The sequence below is a fragment of the Sphingomonas sp. genome, from assembly GCF_035758555.1.
Classification (GTDB): Bacteria; Pseudomonadota; Alphaproteobacteria; order Sphingomonadales; family Sphingomonadaceae; genus Sphingomonas_B.
Genome location: NZ_DASTXI010000252.1, coordinates 1 through 16,623, shown reverse-complemented (window position 1 = coordinate 16,623; position 16,623 = coordinate 1). Strand labels below are relative to the sequence as shown.

15 protein-coding genes and 1 pseudogene are annotated in these 16,623 nt (G+C 68.0%); 12 read left to right on the top strand and 4 right to left on the bottom strand.

Features of this window, described 5'->3' with window-relative positions; translation table 11 throughout:
• Both VFT73_RS15230 and VFT73_RS15225 read left to right on the top strand, forming a co-directional pair.
• Window positions 1-1,953: pseudogene (locus tag VFT73_RS15230) on the top strand (chromosome segregation protein); the annotation flags it as partial.
• A gap of 133 nt (window positions 1,954-2,086) precedes the next feature.
• Window positions 2,087-2,788: a DJ-1/PfpI family protein gene (locus VFT73_RS15225; RefSeq protein ID WP_326412979.1), complete on the top strand. Its 702-nt coding sequence runs from the start codon at window positions 2,087-2,089 to the stop codon at window positions 2,786-2,788.
• A gap of 76 nt (window positions 2,789-2,864) precedes the next feature.
• Here the strand turns inward: VFT73_RS15225 and VFT73_RS15220 are convergent, their stop codons facing one another.
• Window positions 2,865-3,611, bottom strand: coding sequence for a cold-shock protein (locus VFT73_RS15220; RefSeq protein ID WP_326412977.1), 747 nt, complete (start codon window positions 3,609-3,611; stop codon window positions 2,865-2,867).
• Window positions 3,612-3,820: 209 nt separating this feature from the next.
• On the opposite strand from VFT73_RS15220, the gene VFT73_RS15215 reads away from it, so the two are divergent.
• The 7 genes from VFT73_RS15215 (at window position 3,821) to VFT73_RS15185 (ending at window position 10,725) form a co-directional block, all read left to right on the top strand.
• Window positions 3,821-4,438, top strand: coding sequence for a ribonuclease H-like domain-containing protein (locus VFT73_RS15215; protein WP_326412975.1), 618 nt, complete (start codon window positions 3,821-3,823; stop codon window positions 4,436-4,438).
• Complete coding sequence (lptC, locus tag VFT73_RS15210; RefSeq protein ID WP_326412973.1) at window positions 4,431-5,078, top strand: LPS export ABC transporter periplasmic protein LptC; 648 nt, start codon at window positions 4,431-4,433, stop codon at window positions 5,076-5,078. Before VFT73_RS15215 ends, lptC begins: the two co-directional genes overlap by 8 nt.
• Window positions 5,075-5,608 (top strand): LptA/OstA family protein, encoded by a 534-nt coding sequence (locus VFT73_RS15205; protein WP_326412971.1) that lies wholly within the window; start codon window positions 5,075-5,077, stop codon window positions 5,606-5,608. Before lptC ends, VFT73_RS15205 begins: the two co-directional genes overlap by 4 nt.
• Window positions 5,609-5,709: 101 nt before the next feature.
• Window positions 5,710-6,489, top strand: a complete 780-nt coding sequence (lptB, locus tag VFT73_RS15200) for an LPS export ABC transporter ATP-binding protein (protein ID WP_326412969.1) — start codon at window positions 5,710-5,712, stop codon at window positions 6,487-6,489.
• Window positions 6,490-6,542: 53 nt separating this feature from the next.
• Window positions 6,543-8,003, top strand: a complete 1,461-nt coding sequence (gene rpoN / locus VFT73_RS15195) for an RNA polymerase factor sigma-54 (protein WP_414712831.1) — start codon at window positions 6,543-6,545, stop codon at window positions 8,001-8,003.
• Between the two features lie 534 nt (window positions 8,004-8,537).
• Window positions 8,538-9,362: a transferrin-binding protein-like solute binding protein gene (locus VFT73_RS15190; RefSeq protein WP_326412965.1), complete on the top strand. Its 825-nt coding sequence runs from the start codon at window positions 8,538-8,540 to the stop codon at window positions 9,360-9,362.
• Window positions 9,363-9,393: 31 nt separating this feature from the next.
• Window positions 9,394-10,725 carry a surface lipoprotein assembly modifier gene (locus VFT73_RS15185; RefSeq protein WP_326412963.1) on the top strand — a complete coding sequence of 444 codons (1,332 nt, stop codon included), beginning with the start codon at window positions 9,394-9,396 and terminating at the stop codon, window positions 10,723-10,725.
• Here the strand turns inward: VFT73_RS15185 and VFT73_RS15180 are convergent.
• The 3 genes from VFT73_RS15180 to VFT73_RS15170 all read right to left on the bottom strand — a co-directional run bounded on the left by VFT73_RS15180 (window position 10,722) and on the right by VFT73_RS15170 (window position 14,081).
• Complete coding sequence (locus VFT73_RS15180) at window positions 10,722-11,009, bottom strand: hypothetical protein (RefSeq protein ID WP_326412961.1); 288 nt, start codon at window positions 11,007-11,009, stop codon at window positions 10,722-10,724. The genes VFT73_RS15185 and VFT73_RS15180 overlap by 4 nt on opposite strands.
• 269 nt (window positions 11,010-11,278) lie before the next feature.
• Window positions 11,279-13,741, bottom strand: coding sequence for a DNA topoisomerase (ATP-hydrolyzing) subunit B (gyrB, locus tag VFT73_RS15175; RefSeq protein ID WP_326412959.1), 2,463 nt, complete (start codon window positions 13,739-13,741; stop codon window positions 11,279-11,281).
• Window positions 13,742-13,907: 166 nt separating this feature from the next.
• On the bottom strand, window positions 13,908-14,081 hold the full coding sequence (locus VFT73_RS15170) for a hypothetical protein (protein WP_326412957.1): 174 nt from the start codon (window positions 14,079-14,081) through the stop codon (window positions 13,908-13,910).
• A 102-nt stretch (window positions 14,082-14,183) separates the two neighbouring features.
• Here VFT73_RS15170 and VFT73_RS15165 point away from each other — a divergent pair, with 102 nt between their 5' ends.
• The 3 genes from VFT73_RS15165 (at window position 14,184) to VFT73_RS15155 (ending at window position 16,338) form a co-directional block, all read left to right on the top strand.
• Complete coding sequence (locus tag VFT73_RS15165) at window positions 14,184-14,597, top strand: ExbD/TolR family protein (protein WP_326412955.1); 414 nt, start codon at window positions 14,184-14,186, stop codon at window positions 14,595-14,597.
• A 62-nt stretch (window positions 14,598-14,659) separates the two neighbouring features.
• Window positions 14,660-14,974: a hypothetical protein gene (locus VFT73_RS15160; RefSeq protein ID WP_326412953.1), complete on the top strand. Its 315-nt coding sequence runs from the start codon at window positions 14,660-14,662 to the stop codon at window positions 14,972-14,974.
• A gap of 59 nt (window positions 14,975-15,033) precedes the next feature.
• Window positions 15,034-16,338 (top strand): Nramp family divalent metal transporter, encoded by a 1,305-nt coding sequence (locus tag VFT73_RS15155; protein WP_326412951.1) that lies wholly within the window; start codon window positions 15,034-15,036, stop codon window positions 16,336-16,338.
• The last annotated feature ends 285 nt before the right edge of the window (window positions 16,339-16,623 follow it).

Here is a 16,623-nt window from a genome sequence, read left to right as displayed (position 1 = left end):
TCCGCCCGCGCCGCGCTGGCGGCGCTCGAAAGCGAAGCGGCCGCGCTCGACAAGGCGTTGCAGCGCGCGTCGGGTGACCGGCTGATCGACCATGTCCGCGCGGCGCCCGGCTATGAGCGGGCGCTGGCGGCCGCGTTCGGCGACGAACTGGAGACGGCGCTGGCGAGCTGGTCCGAAGCCGCTGCCGACGCTCCGGTTGCCGGCAGCCTCGCCGCACACGTGACCGCGCCGGCCGTGCTCGCGCGCCGCCTTGCCCAGATCGCGGTCGTCGAAGCGGACGACGGCCGTGCCCTCGCGCCGGGCCAGCAGCTCGTCACGCGTGACGGTGCGATGCGGCGCTGGGACGGGTTCGCCGCGACGGACGCGGGCGCGGCGGCGGCCGAGCGGCTGGTCCGCGCCAACCGGCTCGACGCCCTCCGCGCCGCCTTGCCCGAAGCGCGCGATGCGGTCGCGCAGGCACAGGTCTCGATGGAGACGGCGTCGGCCCGGCTCGCCGCCGCGCGCGCGTCAGCCGACGAAAGCCGCCAGGCGCTGGCTCGGGCCGAGGCCGATGCCCGCAACGCGAGGCGCGAGGAGGACGGGGCCGAGGCCGCGATCGAGCGCTTTGCCGCGCGCCAGGCGGAGCTCGCGAATCGCCGCGAGCGCTCCGCGCAGGAACGCGACGATGCCGTCCGCGAAGCGGACGAGGCGAACGCGCGCCTGACGGCGCTCCCCGACGGCGCTGCCACCGCCCACTTGGTCGCCTCGCTGTCCGCACAGAGCGAAGCCGCGCGCGCCGCGGTGTCCGAAAAGCGAGCGCTCGCGGCGACGCTCGACCGTTCGATCGCGGCCGATCGCGAGCGGCAGGGCGCGGCCCAGGCGGAAGTGAAGGGCTGGCGCGGGCGCGCCGGCGAGGCGGCGAAGCGGATCGATGAAATGGCCCGCCGCGAACGCGCTGCCGAAGCCGAGCTTGCCGCGCTGGCCGGCACCCCGGCCGCACTGCGCGAGGAGATCGCCGCGCTCGAAGCGCGCCAGGGCGAAGCGCGCGCCGAAGCCGAATCGCTCGCTGCCGACGAACGCGCGGCGGAAGCGCGCGTGCGCGAAGGCGAGGCGACGCTCGCCCAGGCTGGCGAGGCGCTCGCCCAGGCGCGCGAGCTCCGCGCCGGTGCCGCCGCGCGCGCCGAAGCCGCCGATGCCCGCCGGATCGAGATGGGCCGCGTCTCGGGCGAGCGTTTCGAATGTCCGCCGCCGGTCCTGCCGGAAAAGATCGGCTTTGCCTCCGCCGACGTGCGCGATCCGGCCGAGGAATCGGCACGCCACGACAAGCTCAATCTCGACCGGGAACGTCTGGGGCCGGTCAATCTGGTCGCCGAACAGGAATTGCGCGAGCTGGAGACGGCGCTCGAACGTTCGGTCGGCGAGCGCGACGAACTGACCCAGGCCGTGAACCGCCTGCGCGGCTCGATCGGCAGCCTGAACCGGGAAGGGCGGGCGCGCCTGCTCGCCGCGTTCGAGGAAGTCGACCGCCATTTCCGCCGGCTGTTCTCCCGCCTGTTCGAAGGCGGCGAGGCCTATCTGCAATTGGTCGATTCGGACGATCCGCTCGAAGCCGGCCTCGAGATCATGGCCCAGCCGCCGGGCAAGAAGCTCGGCAGTCTCACCTTGCTGTCGGGCGGCGAGCAGGCGCTGACCGCGGTCGCGCTGATCTTCGGCCTGTTCCTGACCAACCCCGCGCCGATCTGCGTGCTCGACGAAGTCGACGCCCCGCTGGACGATGCCAATATCGAGCGGTTCTGCGATCTGCTCGACACGATGGTGACGGAAACCGACACGCGCTATCTGATCGTCACCCACAATGCCGTAACGATGAGCCGCATGCACCGCCTGTTCGGCGTCACCATGGTCGAACGCGGCGTCAGCCGGCTGGTATCGGTGGATCTGGGCGGCGCGGAGGCGTTGCTGGCGGCGGAATGATTCCCCTTCCTGAAAGGGAGGGGTTAGGGGTGGGTAGCGAGCGCAGCGAGCACCGGTGAATCCGAGTTTCGCTCGGCCTGCGGCCGACACCCACCCCCGGCCCCTCCTTTTCAGGGAGGGGAGGAGACCGCGCATGCAAATCTCCTTCCTCCTCTTTCCCCAGGTCACGCAGCTCGACATGACCGGCCCGGCGCAGGTGCTGTCGCGCATGCCGGGCGCAAAGCTGGAACTGGTCGCGAAGACGCTCGACCCGGTGCCGACCGATGCCGGCTTTGCGCTGCTGCCGACCGCCACCTTCGCCAGCGCCGCTCAGCCGGACATTCTCTGCGTGCCCGGCGGGTTCGGCGTCACCCGCGCGATGGAGGATGACGCCACGCTCTCCTGGTTGCGCGATGTGGCCGAGGGCGCACAATGGATCACCAGCGTCTGCACCGGCGCGCTGGTGCTGGGCGCGGCCGGGCTGCTCCGCGGCTACCGCGCGACCACCCATTGGGCGAGCCACGAATTCCTCGCCGCATTCGGCGCGATTCCGGTCAAGGAGCGGGTGGTGTTCGACCGCAACCGGGCGACCGGCGGCGGCGTGACTGCGGGCATCGATTTCGGCCTGGCGCTGGTCGCCGCGATCGAAGGCGCGGATTATGCCCGCTTCGTGCAGCTGAGCCTCGAATATGACCCGGCGCCGCCGCTCGATTCGGGATCGCCGGACAAGGCCGGCGCGGCCACGCTCGAACGCTATCGCGCCATGGTCGCAAAGCACGCAGCCGACCGGCCCGCGCGCTACCGCGCGGCTGCGGAAAAAATGAAAGCTGCAGCCGGTCCGTCACCCCGGCCTTGAGCCGGGGTCCACCTTATCTAAAGCAGGTGGATTCCGGCCTGCGCCGGAATGACGGCCTGAGACTGCCGAGTTCTGCTTACGACTGCAGCGGAACGAGGTTCACTGCGGCGTATTTGCCGCGCCGGTCCACTTCCAGCTCGAATTCGAGCCGGTCGCCTTCGTTCAGGGTCGGCATGCCGGCCCGCTCGACGGCGGAGATGTGGACGAACGCGTCGGGCTGCCCGTCATCGCGCTGGATGAAGCCGAAGCCCTTCATCGCGTTGAAGAACTTGACCGTGCCGCTGGCCTTTTCGCCGGTCAGCTGCCGCTGCGGGCCGCCGCCGCGATCCTCGCGCGCGCCGCCGCCGCCGCCCGTGACCGGGAGCGGTTCGCCCTCGATCTTCAGGTCGGTTGCCGAGACGCGGCCGCCGCGATCGACCAGCGTGAAGCCGAGCGGCTGGCCTTCGGCCAGGCCGGTCAGGCCCGCACGCTCGACCGCGGAGATGTGCACGAACACATCCTCGCCGCCGTCATCGCGCACGACGAAGCCGAAGCCCTTCTGCGCATTGAAGAATTTTACGACGCCCGTGCCTTCGCCGATGACCTGCTGCGGCATGCCGCCGCCGCGCGGGCCGCCGAAGCCGCCACCGCCGCCGCCGAAACCACCGCCGCGCGGGCCGCCGAAGCCGCCGCCGCCGCCGCCGAAGCGATCGCCACCGCCGAAGCCGCCGCCGTAGCGGCCGCCGCCGGATTCGCTGTAACCGCCGTAATTCTCGTCACCGAAACCGTCGCGCTTGTCTTTGCCGCCGCCGCGTTGACCCCGTCGTCCTCTATCGAAACCCATTCTTGCCTTCCGGTCGCCCACCTGTATCCAACCGAACTTCGCACGCCGGGCGCACACGCCAAGTCCTTGAGACGCATACCCCAGAGACGCGTCCACGATTCGTCATAGCCGAGTTTCGGCGTCCCCGCGAACGAAATAATCCACAGGCGCAGTTAAGAGGGCCTTCGCCATTGAGCGTTCAGCCGGCTCCGCCTATGCCGTCGCCTCATATGGCCGTTCATTTCCACGAAGAAGACCTGCCGGCAGGCGTGCTCGCCGACGGCCCCGTCGCCGTCGATACCGAGACGATGGGGCTGCAATCGCACCGCGACCGGCTGTGCCTGGTGCAGATTTCGGACGGGCGCGGCGACGAGCATCTCGTCCGCTTCGGCCCCGGCAGCCGCTACGACGCGCCCAACCTGAAGGCGGTGCTGGCCGATCCGAACCGGCTGAAGCTCTATCATTTCGCGCGCTTCGACCTTGCCGCGATCCAGCTTTATCTAGGCGTCACGGCGGCCCCGGTCTATTGCACCAAGATCGCGTCGCGGCTGGTGCGGACCTATACCGACCGCCACGGGTTGAAGGACCTGGTGCGCGAATTGCTGGGCCAGGAAATCTCGAAACAGCAGCAGAGCTCGGACTGGGGCGGCCCGATCCTGTCCGACGCGCAGAAGGACTATGCCGCGTCCGACGTGCGCTATCTTCACGGCCTGAAGGAAGAGCTCGACCGGCGCCTCGCCCGCGAAGGGCGGACCGAGCTCGCCCGGGCCTGTTTCGATTTCCTGCCGGCCCGTGCGCAGCTGGATCTGGCGGGCTGGCCGGAGGTCGATATCTTCGCCCATGTCTGAAGCGGCGATCCGCTCGCGCGACGCGCGCATGCGCTGGGCCTTGCCCGGCAGCAGCCACGACCGGGTGATCCGCTGGCTCAGGATGCTGCTGCCGATGGCGATCGGCGCGCTGGTCGCCTTCATGTCGATCGCGCCGATGACGATCGCGGGCGACATGAGCTTCGTGCTCGACAAGAACAAGGTGCAGGTCGCGAAGGAGCGGCTGCGCGTCACCGAAGCGCTGTATCGCGGCGAGGATTCGAAGGGTCAGCCTTTCGCGCTGCACGCGGGCTCCGCGGTGCAGGCGACGTCGAAGGAACCGATCGTGCGCCTGCAGGACCTGTCCGCCAGCCTCGCGATGCGCGACGGCCCGGCGATGCTCCGCGCCGATCGCGCACGCTACGACATGGACAAGGAACAGGTGGAGGTCGTGGGCCCCGTCACCTATCAGTCCGCCGATGGCTATCGGCTGGTCACGCGCGATGTCGACGTCGACCTGAAATCGCGGACGATGCAGAGCGAGGGGCCGGTCGAGGGGCGGATGCCGCTCGGCACCTTCAGCGGCGGCCGGATTTCGGCGGACCTGCCCGCACGCGTGGTGCGGCTGACCGGCCGCGCACGCTTGCACATCGTCCAGGGAGCGGCCAGAGGGGCGCGATGATCCGGCGGCTGATCCTGGGAAGCGTGTTCGGCGGCGCCCTCGCGCTGGCAGCGCCGCTCGTCGCGCAGGCGCTCAGGAACCACAACACCAACGCGCCGGTCGACGTCACTGCCGACCGCATCGAGGTGCAGGACCGCGCCGATCGCGCGATCTTCGCCGGCGATGTGCATGTGACGCAGGCGGAGCTGACGCTCGATGCCGCGCGCGTGACGGTCGCCTATGATCGCTCCGGCGCCGGCACCCAGATCGACCGGGTGGATGCGGCGGGCGGCGTCACCGTCAAGTCGCCGTCGGAAACCGCGCGCGGCCAGTTCGCCGTCTACGATCTCAACCGCCGGCTGATCACGATGACCGGCGGCGTCGTGCTCGAACAGGGTCCGAACACCGTGCGCGGCGGCCGGCTCGTCATCGATCTCGACAGCGGCCGCGCGGTCGTCGACGGTTCGGCGGTGGGCGGCGCGCCCGGCACCAGCGGCCGCGGCGGTCGCGTCACGGGGCGCTTCTCGGTCCCGCAACGCAAGGGCGGCTGAGGCGCACGCGCCACGCTTCGTCGCATTGTCATGCACGAACCTTGCCAAATGCCTCTTGTTTACCGATCAATAACCTCGATCTGCGAGCAGCCGGAGCCGGCATGAACGACGTCGCCACCTTGACCGCGCCCATCGCGCCCAGCCCGGAGCCGGAAGTCGGCAGCGGTCTCGCCGTCGTGTCGATCGCCAAGGCCTATGACAAAAGGGTGGTGCTGTCGGACGTCTCGCTGGCCGTCGGCCGCGGCGAAGTGCTCGGCCTGCTCGGCCCCAACGGCGCCGGCAAGACGACCTGCTTCTATTCGATCATGGGGCTGGTGAAGCCCGATTCGGGCCGCATCATGCTCGACGGGCTCGATATCACCGGGCTGCCGATGTACCGCCGCGCGATCCTGGGGCTCGGCTATCTGCCGCAGGAAACCTCGATCTTCCGCGGCCTGTCGGTCGAGAAGAACATCCTCGCCGTGCTCGAGCTGGCCGAGCCGGATCACACGGCGCGAGCGGAACGGCTGGAGCAGCTTCTCGACGAATTCGGCCTCACCCGCCTGCGCCACTCGCCGGCGATGGGCCTGTCGGGCGGCGAACGGCGCCGCTGCGAGATCGCCCGCGCGCTGGCCGCCAATCCGTCGATCATCCTGATGGACGAGCCGTTCGCAGGCATCGACCCGATCTCGATCTCCGACATCCGCGACCTGATCTGCCAGCTGAAAAAGCGCGGAATCGGCGTGCTGATCACCGACCATAATGTCCGCGAGACGCTGGACATCGTCGACCGCGCCTGCATCATCTACGATGGCCGCGTGCTGTTCGCCGGCAGCCCGGAAGATCTGGTCGCCGACGAGAATGTCCGCCGCCTCTATCTCGGCGAGCATTTCGAGCTCTAGCCGTGGCGTCGCTCGCCCCGCGCCTTGACCTTCGCCAGTCGCAATCGCTGGTGATGACGCCGCAGCTGCAGCAGGCGATCAAGCTGCTTGCGCTGTCGAATCTCGAGATCGAAGGCTTCATCGCCGAGGAACTGGAAAAGAACCCGCTGCTCGAAACCGGCGGCGAGGAACGCGGTCCGTCCGAAGCGCCGGAGCCGGAACCCGATGCCTGGGAGGGCGACGAGCCGCCCGAGCCGGTCACGGCCGACCGGCTGGTCGAACATGGCGATGCCGTCGCCGACGCGCCGCTCGACGTCGATTTCGTCGCCGAGACTTTCCATCACGACGGGCCGACCGAAAGCTACGGCCTCGACGGCTCGCTGGGCCTCGGCGGCACCGGCTCCGGTGGCGGCAGCGAAGACGGCATCGATTTCGACAGCTTTGCCGGCGCCGCGGAATCGCTGCAGGACCATCTGCTCGCCCAGGCCGGCGAGACCCTGTCCGGCCGCGGCCACCTGATCGCGGTCCAGCTGATCGGCCAGATCGACGAGGCCGGCTATCTGACCGCCGACCTGGCCGAGCTAGCCCAGCGGCTCGGCGTCGGGACCGCCGATGTCGAGCATGTGCTGGCCGTCGTCCAGAGCTTCGATCCCACCGGGGTCGGCGCGCGCAGCCTTGCCGAATGCCTCGCGCTCCAGGCGAAGGAAGCGGATCGCTATGATCCGTGCATGGCGCGGCTGATCGCCAATCTCGACCTGGTCGCGGCGGGCAAGCTCCAGCACCTGAAGCGCATCTGCCAGGTCGACGACGAGGATCTGGCGGACATGATCCGCGAGCTCAGGAATTACGATCCGAAGCCGGGCCTCAAATTCGGCGCGGTCCGTACCGAGACGGTGGTGCCCGACATCTTCGTCGCCAAGCGGCCTGGCGGCTGGGCGATCGAGCTCAATGCGGCGACGCTGCCGCGCCTGCTCGTCAATCGCACCTATTATGCCGAGCTCGCATCGGGCCCGCAGGACAAGGCATCGAAGGCGTGGCTCGCCGATTGCCTGCAAAGCGCCAATTGGCTGATCAAGGCGCTCGACCAGCGCCAGCGCACGATCATCAAGGTCGCGACGGAGCTCGTGAAGCAGCAGGAAGCCTTTTTCCTGAAAGGCGTCGAGCATCTGCGCCCGCTGACGCTGCGCCAGGTCGCCGAGGCGATCGGCATGCACGAATCGACCGTCAGCCGCGTCACATCGAACAAATATCTGAGCTGCGCGCGCGGGCTGTTCGAGCTCAAATATTTCTTCACCTCCGCGATCCAGGCCGCGGACGGCGGCGAGGCGGTTTCGGCAGAAGCGGTCAAGAGCGCGATCAAGGCGCTGATCGCGGCCGAGGAGCCGAATGCGATCCTGTCCGACGACACATTGGTCGACCTGCTGCGCGAAAAGGGCTTCGACATCGCCCGGCGCACCGTCGCCAAATATCGCGAAGCGATGGGGATCGGTTCGTCGGTCCAGCGCAGGCGGCAGAAGGTGCTCAGGGTCGCCTGAGCCGTTTTTAACGCCCTATCAACCCCTACCAACTATCGTTAACGAAATCCTCGTTTTCGGTGGGGTCAATCAATGCGTAAGCTTCGGAATTCCTGTGTTTTGAGCCTTGGGCTCGCGCTCGCGGCCTGTGGCGGCGGCGGTGTCGGTTCGGCCGGCGGCAACCCCGCGCCGGCTCCTACGCCTACGCCTACACCGACTCCGTCGCCGAGCCCGACGCCGACTCCAACGCCGACTCCGTCGCCGAGCCCGACGCCCACTCCAACGCCGACTCCGTCGCCGAGTCCGACTCCCACGCCGACTCCGTCGCCGACGCCTGCGCCGACTCCGACACCCACTCCGACACCGACACCGACACCGACACCGACGCCGACGCCTACCCCAACGCCGACGCCCACTCCCACTCCCACCCCCACTCCGACCCCAACTCCGACTCCGACTCCGACTCCGACACCCGCGCCGACTCCCACGCCAACACCGGCGCCTACTCCGACGCCCACGCCGACGCCGGGCAACAACACGAGCCTGACGCCGCTGGTGTACAGCCAGACCTTCGACGCGACGGGGGCACGCACCTCGTCGACGCTGGCGACCGGCAGCGGCACCGCCTCGAATTTCGGCGCCGTCGCGAACGGATTCGGCGAGGGAGTTACCCTCGCTTATGATGCGGCGACCGGCGGCTACACCGTTACCGACGCCGGCGGCGCGTCCGCGACATTCCTGCCTTCGATGAAGGACCCGGGATCGAGCGACGACCAGGTGACGACTTTCGCGAAGGCGTCCGGCAGCACCAGCGACCAGCTGGTGCTGTTCAATCCTGGCTCCGCCAACACGTTGATGGCGCTCACCTATGTGAGCTACGGCGCGTGGCAGCACACAGTGACGAACGGCGCCACTGCCGACCTGTCGCAGCAATATTTCGTCTATGGCATCCGCCAGGACGCGAACCAGCCGAGCACGGGATCGGGATCCTATGCGATCACCGTCGACGGCATCTGGAGCAATCCGGACGGCATCTACACGCTGTCCAGCCAGCCCGGCGCCAGCACGTTCACGGCCAACTTCACCAACAAGACCGTCTCGACCACGCTGCAGCTCGATGGCACCAACGCGACCGTCCCGGGCGATACCAAGAGCCTGGGGCGCTTCAACGGGACCGGCACCATCGCGGCGATGGGCGGCGGCTTTGCCGGCACGCTGACGCACCAGGGGACCGACGGCAACGGCAACACGCTGAACGGCAGCTTCGCCGGCGCCTTTTTCGGCCCGCAGGGCCAGGAGGTCGGCTATACCTTCAGTCTGCGCGATCCGACCGGATCGGGCGGCACTGCCGCCGGAGCCGTCGTCGGCAAGGCCCAGTAGCCGCACTTTCCTGTTCCCGCGGAGGCGGTTCGTGTTTCTTCGTGTCGCCTCCGCCCTTCTGCTTGCCGTCTGCGCCGCGCCGGTGCTCGCGCAGACGCAGGACTGCGATCCGGCAAAGGGCTGCGCACAAGGGCTCACGGCGCCTCAGGTGTTCGCGATTGCCGAACGCTATGCGGCGGCCAAGCGCTTCGCCGACGCCGAGACGCTGCTCAAGGGCCTCACTCACGATCCCAACGACGATTACCGGGCCGAAGCGCGTTTCCGCCTTGCCGCCCTGCGCGAGGCGCAGGGCGACAAGCAGGGCGCGATCGAGTGGCTGAAGACGCTGCTCGATGAGAAGCCCGATGCCGGGCGGCCGCGGCTCGAGCTTGCGCGGCTGCTGGCGGCGACCGGCGACGAATCGGGCGCGCGCCGGGAATTGCGGCGGGCGGGCGCGGCCGGGCTGCCCGAGGACGTCGCGCGCGTCGTCGACCGGTTCGCGACGGCGCTGCGCTCCAGCCGCACGATCGGCGGCTCGATCGAAGTCGCAATCGCGCCGGACAGCAACATCAACCGCGCGACCACGCAGGAACGCGTCGATACCGTCGTCGCGCCGCTGACGCTCAGCCGGGACGCGCGCGCGACGTCCGGCGTCGGCTTTTCGCTGTCGGCGCAAGGGTTCGCGCGCGGACGCATCACCGACAGGATCGATCTGCTCAGCCGCGCGTCCGTGCGCGCCGATCTTTACGGCAAGTCGCAATTCAACGACGTGGTGATGACGCTGGCCTCAGGCCCCGAATTCCGTCTCGATGCCGCACGCGTGCGGCCTGCGGCGATCGCGCAGCGGCGCTGGTTCGGCGGCGATCTCTATTCGGAAAGCTTTGGCGGCTCGGTGAACGTGCTGAAGCCGTTGAACCAGGTCAGCCAGGTCGAAGGCGAGCTGACGCTGCTGCAAAGCAATTATGCGCGGATTCCGGCGCAGGACGGCCTGCTGACCGATCTCAATGTCGCCTATGATCGCGCGATCAGCCCGCGCTTCAGCGTCCGCGTCGGGGGGCGCGTGACGCGACAGGATGCCAAGGCGGATTTCCTGTCGACCGACAGCGTCGGCGTCGATCTGCTCGCCTCGCGTGCGTTCGGCAAGCAGCTGGGCTTTATCCAGCTGAGCGGCTTCCGCCTGGGCGCGAAGGGGAAGGATCCGCTGTTCGGCGTGACGCGCGAGGACAAGCGCTTCGACGTGACCTTGGGCCTGATCCTCCGCCGCTTCACCTGGCGCGGCCTCGCCCCGCTGATCAGGGTGATCCACAGCGAAAGCGATTCGACGATCCCGATCTACGATTTCAAGCGCACCCGCGTGGAGTTCGCGCTCAGCCGCGAATTCTAGGCGCGTTCCTCGACGCGGTCGGCATTGGGCTTGTCCGATCCGCCATTGTCGATCGCGGCGCGGACCATCCGCTCCCAGACCGCCGCGTCGCCGGCCGCCGCCATCTCCTCGTCCGGCTCGCGGAGCGTCCTGAGCACGGCGCGCGCATCGTCCAGATGCTCGCGCCAGGCCAGATCGACGACATCGCCCGCGGACGGGTTCGACCCTTCCGCATTGGAGCTCAGCCGCTGTCCCGCCAGCACCCGCGCGATCCGCTCGACCAGCGGCGTGTTCGAAATGTCCATGACCTCACTCCCGATCCTGTCAGGAGCTAAACCGTTTCGGGCCCGCAGGGTTGCGGCGTCAGGCTGCTACGCGGTCGCCGAAACCGCTGACAGCCCATCGCCTCAATTGCGAAACGCCGAAGTCGACCCCCGGTCGAGATCGCGGATATGATCGGGTCGCGGACCGACTTTCGTCAACTTCCCGATGCTCATGCCTTATCTCCGCTGAACTCGCGCCAAAGGACCCAAAGACGATCCTGATTCTGAGTCGCGCAAGCCGATGGCACGGCCTAAACGTCCAGATTTGCCACGCTCAGCGCATTTTCCTGGATGAATTCGCGGCGCGGTTCGACGACGTCGCCCATCAGGCGGGTAAAGACTTCGTCGGCGACGTCCGCCTGCGCGATCTCGACCTTCAGCAGCGAGCGGACGTCCGGGTCCAGCGTGGTTTCCCACAGCTGCTCGGCGTTCATCTCGCCCAGCCCCTTGTAGCGCTGCACTGACAGGCCCTTGCGGCCGGCGGCGAAGATCGCGTCGAGCAGTTCGGACGGACGCGTGACGGCGGTGCCCTTCGGGTCCGCGGGCGCCTCTTCGCCTTCTTCGGCTGCTGCCGCCTTGGCCGAGACCAGCCGCGACGGCTGCGCATAGGTGTCCGCCTGCTCCTTCGCCAGGCCGTGCAGCTTGCGCGCCTCGGCCGAGCCCAGGAAAGTCGCCTCGATGATGTGATGGTCGGTGACGCCGCGCCACAGCCGCTCGAGGTGATAGCCGCCCTCCGCCGCCACGCGCCCGGTCCAGCGGGCTTCGGGGTCGCTGCGGTTCAGCCATTCGGCCACGCGCGCGATCGCCGCCGCCTTGACCTCGGGGCTCATGTCGGGAGCGAGCGCGCCGTTCAGCGCCAGCGCCTCGACGATCTTCGGGTCATAGCGCCGCGGCACATAGCCCATCAGCGCACGCATCCGGCGCGCATGGTCGACCACCGCGCGCAGATCGTCGCCGAAGCGGGTGCCTTCGGCCGTCTCCAGCCGCATCGCTTCGACGCCGGCGCCGATCAGATACTCGTCCATCGCCGCCTGATCCTTCAGATAGCTCTCGGACCGGCCGCGCGCGACTTTGTAGAGCGGCGGCTGGGCGATGTAGAGGTGCCCGTTTGCGATGATCTCGGGCATCTGCCGGTAGAAGAAGGTCAGCAGCAGCGTGCGGATATGGGCGCCGTCCACGTCCGCGTCGGTCATGATGATGATCTTGTGGTACCTGAGCTTGTCGATGTTGAAATCGTCGCGGCCGATGCCGGTGCCCATCGCCTGGATCAGCGTGCCGATCTCCTTCGAGCTCAGCATCCGGTCGAAGCGCGCGCGCTCGACGTTCAGGATCTTGCCCTTCAGCGGCAGGATCGCCTGGTAATGCCGGTCGCGGCCCTGCTTCGCGGAGCCGCCGGCCGAGTCGCCCTCGACCAGGAAGAGCTCGGACTTGGCGGGATCGCGCTCCTGGCAATCGGCCAGCTTGCCGGGCAGCGAGGCGATGTCCATCACGCCTTTCCGCCTTGTCAGCTCGCGCGCCTTGCGCGCCGCTTCGCGCGCGGCGGCGGCGTCGATGATCTTCTGGACGATCGCGCGCGCGTTTTGCGGGTTTTCCTCCAGCCACTCGTCCATCTTGTCCGACATCAGCTGTTCCATCGGCTGGCGGACTTCGGAGGAGACGAGCTTGTCCTTGGTCTGGCTGCTGAACTTCGGGTCGGGCAGCTTGACCGAGACGATCCCGGTCAGCCCTTCGCGCATATCGTCGCCGGTGAGCGTGACCTTCTCTTTCTTCAGCAGCCCGGAGCGCTCGGCGTAGTTGTTGAGCGTGCGCGTCAGCGCGGCGCGGAACGCGGCCATGTGCGTGCCGCCGTCGCGCTGCGGGATGTTGTTGGTGAAGGCGAGGACGTTCTCGTAATAGGAATCATTCCACTCCAGCGCGATGTCGATGCCGATATTGTCGCGCTGGCCGGTGATCGCGATCGGGTCGGGGAACAGCGGCGTCTTGGCGCGGTCGAGCCATTTCACGAACGCAGCGATCCCTCCTTCGTAGAACAGGTCGTGCTCGACCCGGTCTTCGTGCCGCGCATCGACCAGCCGCAGCCGCACGCCCGAGTTCAGGAAAGCGAGCTCGCGATAGCGATGCTCCAGCTTCTCGAAGTCGAACTCGGTGATCTTGAACGTCTCGGGGCTGGGCAGGAATGTGACGCGCGTACCGGTCTTGCCCTCGGGCGCATCGCCGACGACCTTCAGCGGCGCTTCCGCGTCGCCGTGGCGGAAACGCATGTAATGCTCCTTGCCGTCGCGCCAGACGGTCAGGTCCAGCCACTCGGACAGCGCGTTCACCACCGACACGCCGACGCCGTGCAGCCCGCCCGACACCTTATAGGCATTGTCGTCGGACGTGTTCTCGAACTTACCCCCCGCGTGCAGCTGGGTCATGATGACCTCGGCCGCCGACACGCCTTCTTCGGGGTGAATGCCGACCGGAATGCCGCGGCCGTTATCCTCGACCGACACGGAGCCGTCGGGGTTCAGCTGGATCAGGATCAGGTCGCAATGCCCGGCCAGCGCCTCGTCGATCGCGTTGTCGGAAACCTCGAACACCATATGGTGCAGGCCGGAGCCGTCGTCGGTGTCGCCGATATACATGCCGGGCCGCTTGCGGACCGCGTCCAGGCCCTTCAGCACCTTGATCGAATCGGCGCCGTAGCTGTTCGCATTGGGGGATTTTTCCATGCCGAGCATATAGGAAGCACCGCCTCGAAACGGAAGCAAAATGGCCGGTTTTCCACAGCCGAGGGCGGCACCTGGGATACGTCGCTTAAGCAGGGGAAAGGAGTGCCGAAGCCGGTGCCGAACGCGCCGCGGCCGGCGACGCGTATCGCTCAGGCCGTCGCGAAGGTCAGGAGCTGAAGCCGGTGAAGGTGTCGGCGATTTCTTCGCCGCTGCGCGTCGCCCAGCTCCGCGCATTGGCGGTGGTGTCGTACAGCTTCACGGTCAGCATGCCGTGATTGAACGCCCGGTCGCAGACCAGCGTCAGCGCAAGTGCGATCGACATGGACGTGACGAGCTTCATGCTGCCCGTCCTAAACGACATTGCTTAAGGAAAGGCGAAGGATCGAGCTTGCGCGTCCGTTAGCAATGTGATGTTATTACATCAACAGAACAGGAGGATGCCATGCGCCGCACGTTCGTTGCCGCTCCCGATTTCCGGCCCTTCGCGCAGATGAACACCACGCCGCTGATCGACGTGCTGCTGGTGCTGCTGATCATGTTCATCCTGACCATCCCGGCACAGACGCACAAGGTCGGCATCGACCTGCCGGCGCAGCGCCCCGGCCCCGCGAGCATGCCCGAAACGCACCGTCTCGCGATCGCTGCCGACGGCGCGCTCAGCTGGGACGGCGCCGCGATCCCCGACGCGGAACTGGCCGCCCGCCTCCGCGCTCTTTCCGCCCGGCCCGACGCCATGCTCCAGCTGGAATCGGCCGCGGAGGCGCGCTACGCCCGTTTCGACGCGGTGCTGGCCGAAATAAAACGCGCCGGCATCGCCCGCCTGGGCTTCGTCGGGAACGATCGCTTCACTATATAGGGCCTAACCGCCCCACCGAGCGGCCCGTGCCGGCTGGTCTCGTGGCGGATGGAGGTTGCTGAATGTCCCAGGTCGATCCAGCCGCGCATCAGGGCGCGCCGGATTCCCCCGTTGTTCCGACCCGCGAGCAGGCGCTCGCCGATTTCAAACGCAAGATGGCGTGGATCACGCTGGGCGGCGTGCTGCTGGCGGCGGCCGCACTCTGGTATCTGTCGCTGTTCGGGCCGCTTCGGCTCCATATGGTGCTGGCGACGCTTGCCGGCGTGTTCCTGTCGGTGGTGATCGGCTGCGGCCTGTTCGCCGCCGCCTTCTTCAGCGACCAGAGCGGCCATGACCGCGAGGTCACCGACGCCACGCGCCAAAAGAAGCTCGACTAAAGCCTGAACTCCGGCCCCGGGTCGGGGGTTCAGCGTCTCGCCGTTGCGTGCGAGGCCCTGTGAACCGTCCGATCCGAGAACCGCTGGAATCCGACACCCAGGCCGAAGCGCCGCCGCCGCCTCCGGGCCTGCTGAAGCTCGTCGGCGCAGGGGTCGTCACCGGCGCGGCGGACGACGACCCGTCGGCGATCGGCACTTATGCGAGCGCGGGCGCGCGGTTCGGCCTCGGCTTCCTGTGGATCGCGCCCGTTCTGCTGCCGATGATGTACGTCGTGACCTACCTGTCGGCGAAGGTCGGGCAGGTCTACGGCAAGGGGCTGTTCGCCTGCATACGCGACCAATTCCCGCGCTGGGTGCTGCTGCCGATGGTCGCGCTCGCCTTTTCCGGCAACATCATCGAGGCGGCGGCAGACCTGGGCGGCATCGCGTCGGCGCTGAACCTGCTGGTTCCGCTGCCGATCCCGGCGATCGTGGTCGGCACCGCAGCGATCATCTACGCCGTCCAGTATTTCGGTTCCTACACGCTGATCCGCGCGATCTTCCGCTGGCTGGCGCTTACCCTGTTCGCCTATGTCGCGGCCGCGATCATGGCGCGACCGGACCCCGTCGAGGTGCTGCGGGCCACTTTCCTCCCGCGCGTGCGGCTCGATGCCGAGTTCATGGCGCTGGTCGTCGCCTGCATCGGGACCTCGCTCTCCGCCTATATCTATACCTGGCAGTCGAACCAGGAAGTGGAGGAGCAGATCGCGATCGGCCGCCGCCAGCTGTGGCAGCGCAAAGGCGCCAGCCGCCGCGAGATGAAGCGCACCAGCCGCGACGTGCTGACCGGCATGATCTTTTCCAACCTGATCCTTTATTTCATCATCCTGGCGACCGGCCTTACCCTGCACCCGGCCGGCCAGCACCGGATCGAGACCGCTGCCCAGGCGGCCGCCGCGCTGGAGCCGCTGGCCGGCGACGCCGCCAAATATCTGTTCGCGGCCGGCGTGGTTGGCGTCGGCTTTCTCGCCGTGCCGATCATGACGACAGGCGCGGCCTACGACATCGTCCAGGGTCTCGGCCGGCAAGGCAGCCTGCACGACGAGCCGGGCGACAACCGCCTGTTCTACGGCGTCATCGCGCTGGTGACGGCGCTCGCGGTCGGTCTCAATTTTCTCGGCTTCAACCCGATGCGGGCGCTGGTCTGGTCCGGCATCGTCCAGGGCTTTTCGGTGCCGCCGCTCTTGTTCCTGATGATGCTGCTGACCAACAGCCGCCGCGTCGTCGGCGCCCGCACCAACGGCCGCTGGACCAATTTCCTCGGCTGGGCGACCACCGCGATCACCTTCCTGTGCACCGCGACGCTGGTGGTCAGCTGGTTCTGACCGCGTCTGAAAACGTCAGAATGGCTGAAGGCCTTCCGGCACCGCCGATGATATCGGAGATCGGCGCTCGGGCGTCTTCTCGCGCGGCGAAATGACCAGATGGTCACTACGGGAAGGTCCGCAATGGGCGGATTACTGCTGCTGGCCTTTCCTTCGTCACCCCGGGCTTGACCCGGGGTCCCGCTTCTTCTGTTCTTGAAGCATGGACCAATGAGTGGAAGTTCGCGCTGATCGAGCGCGGCAGTCCGGACTGGAACGATCTGTTCGACTGGATCCTTTGCCGCT

Coding starts and splice junctions, on each gene's coding strand:
- VFT73_RS15220 (WP_326412977.1), bottom strand. CDS start 3,611: ATGGGTTTCGATAGAGGACGACGGGGTCAACGCGGCGGCGGCAAAGAC.
- rpoN (WP_414712831.1), top strand. CDS start 6,543: ATGACGCCGCAGCTGCAGCAGGCGATCAAGCTGCTTGCGCTGTCGAAT.
- VFT73_RS15165 (WP_326412955.1), top strand. CDS start 14,184: ATGCGCCGCACGTTCGTTGCCGCTCCCGATTTCCGGCCCTTCGCGCAG.
- VFT73_RS15160 (WP_326412953.1), top strand. CDS start 14,660: ATGTCCCAGGTCGATCCAGCCGCGCATCAGGGCGCGCCGGATTCCCCC.
- lptB (WP_326412969.1), top strand. CDS start 5,710: ATGAACGACGTCGCCACCTTGACCGCGCCCATCGCGCCCAGCCCGGAG.
- VFT73_RS15170 (WP_326412957.1), bottom strand. CDS start 14,081: ATGAAGCTCGTCACGTCCATGTCGATCGCACTTGCGCTGACGCTGGTC.
- VFT73_RS15215 (WP_326412975.1), top strand. CDS start 3,821: ATGGCCGTTCATTTCCACGAAGAAGACCTGCCGGCAGGCGTGCTCGCC.
- VFT73_RS15225 (WP_326412979.1), top strand. CDS start 2,087: ATGCAAATCTCCTTCCTCCTCTTTCCCCAGGTCACGCAGCTCGACATG.
- VFT73_RS15180 (WP_326412961.1), bottom strand. CDS start 11,009: ATGGACATTTCGAACACGCCGCTGGTCGAGCGGATCGCGCGGGTGCTG.
- gyrB (WP_326412959.1), bottom strand. CDS start 13,741: ATGGAAAAATCCCCCAATGCGAACAGCTACGGCGCCGATTCGATCAAG.
- lptC (WP_326412973.1), top strand. CDS start 4,431: ATGTCTGAAGCGGCGATCCGCTCGCGCGACGCGCGCATGCGCTGGGCC.
- VFT73_RS15205 (WP_326412971.1), top strand. CDS start 5,075: ATGATCCGGCGGCTGATCCTGGGAAGCGTGTTCGGCGGCGCCCTCGCG.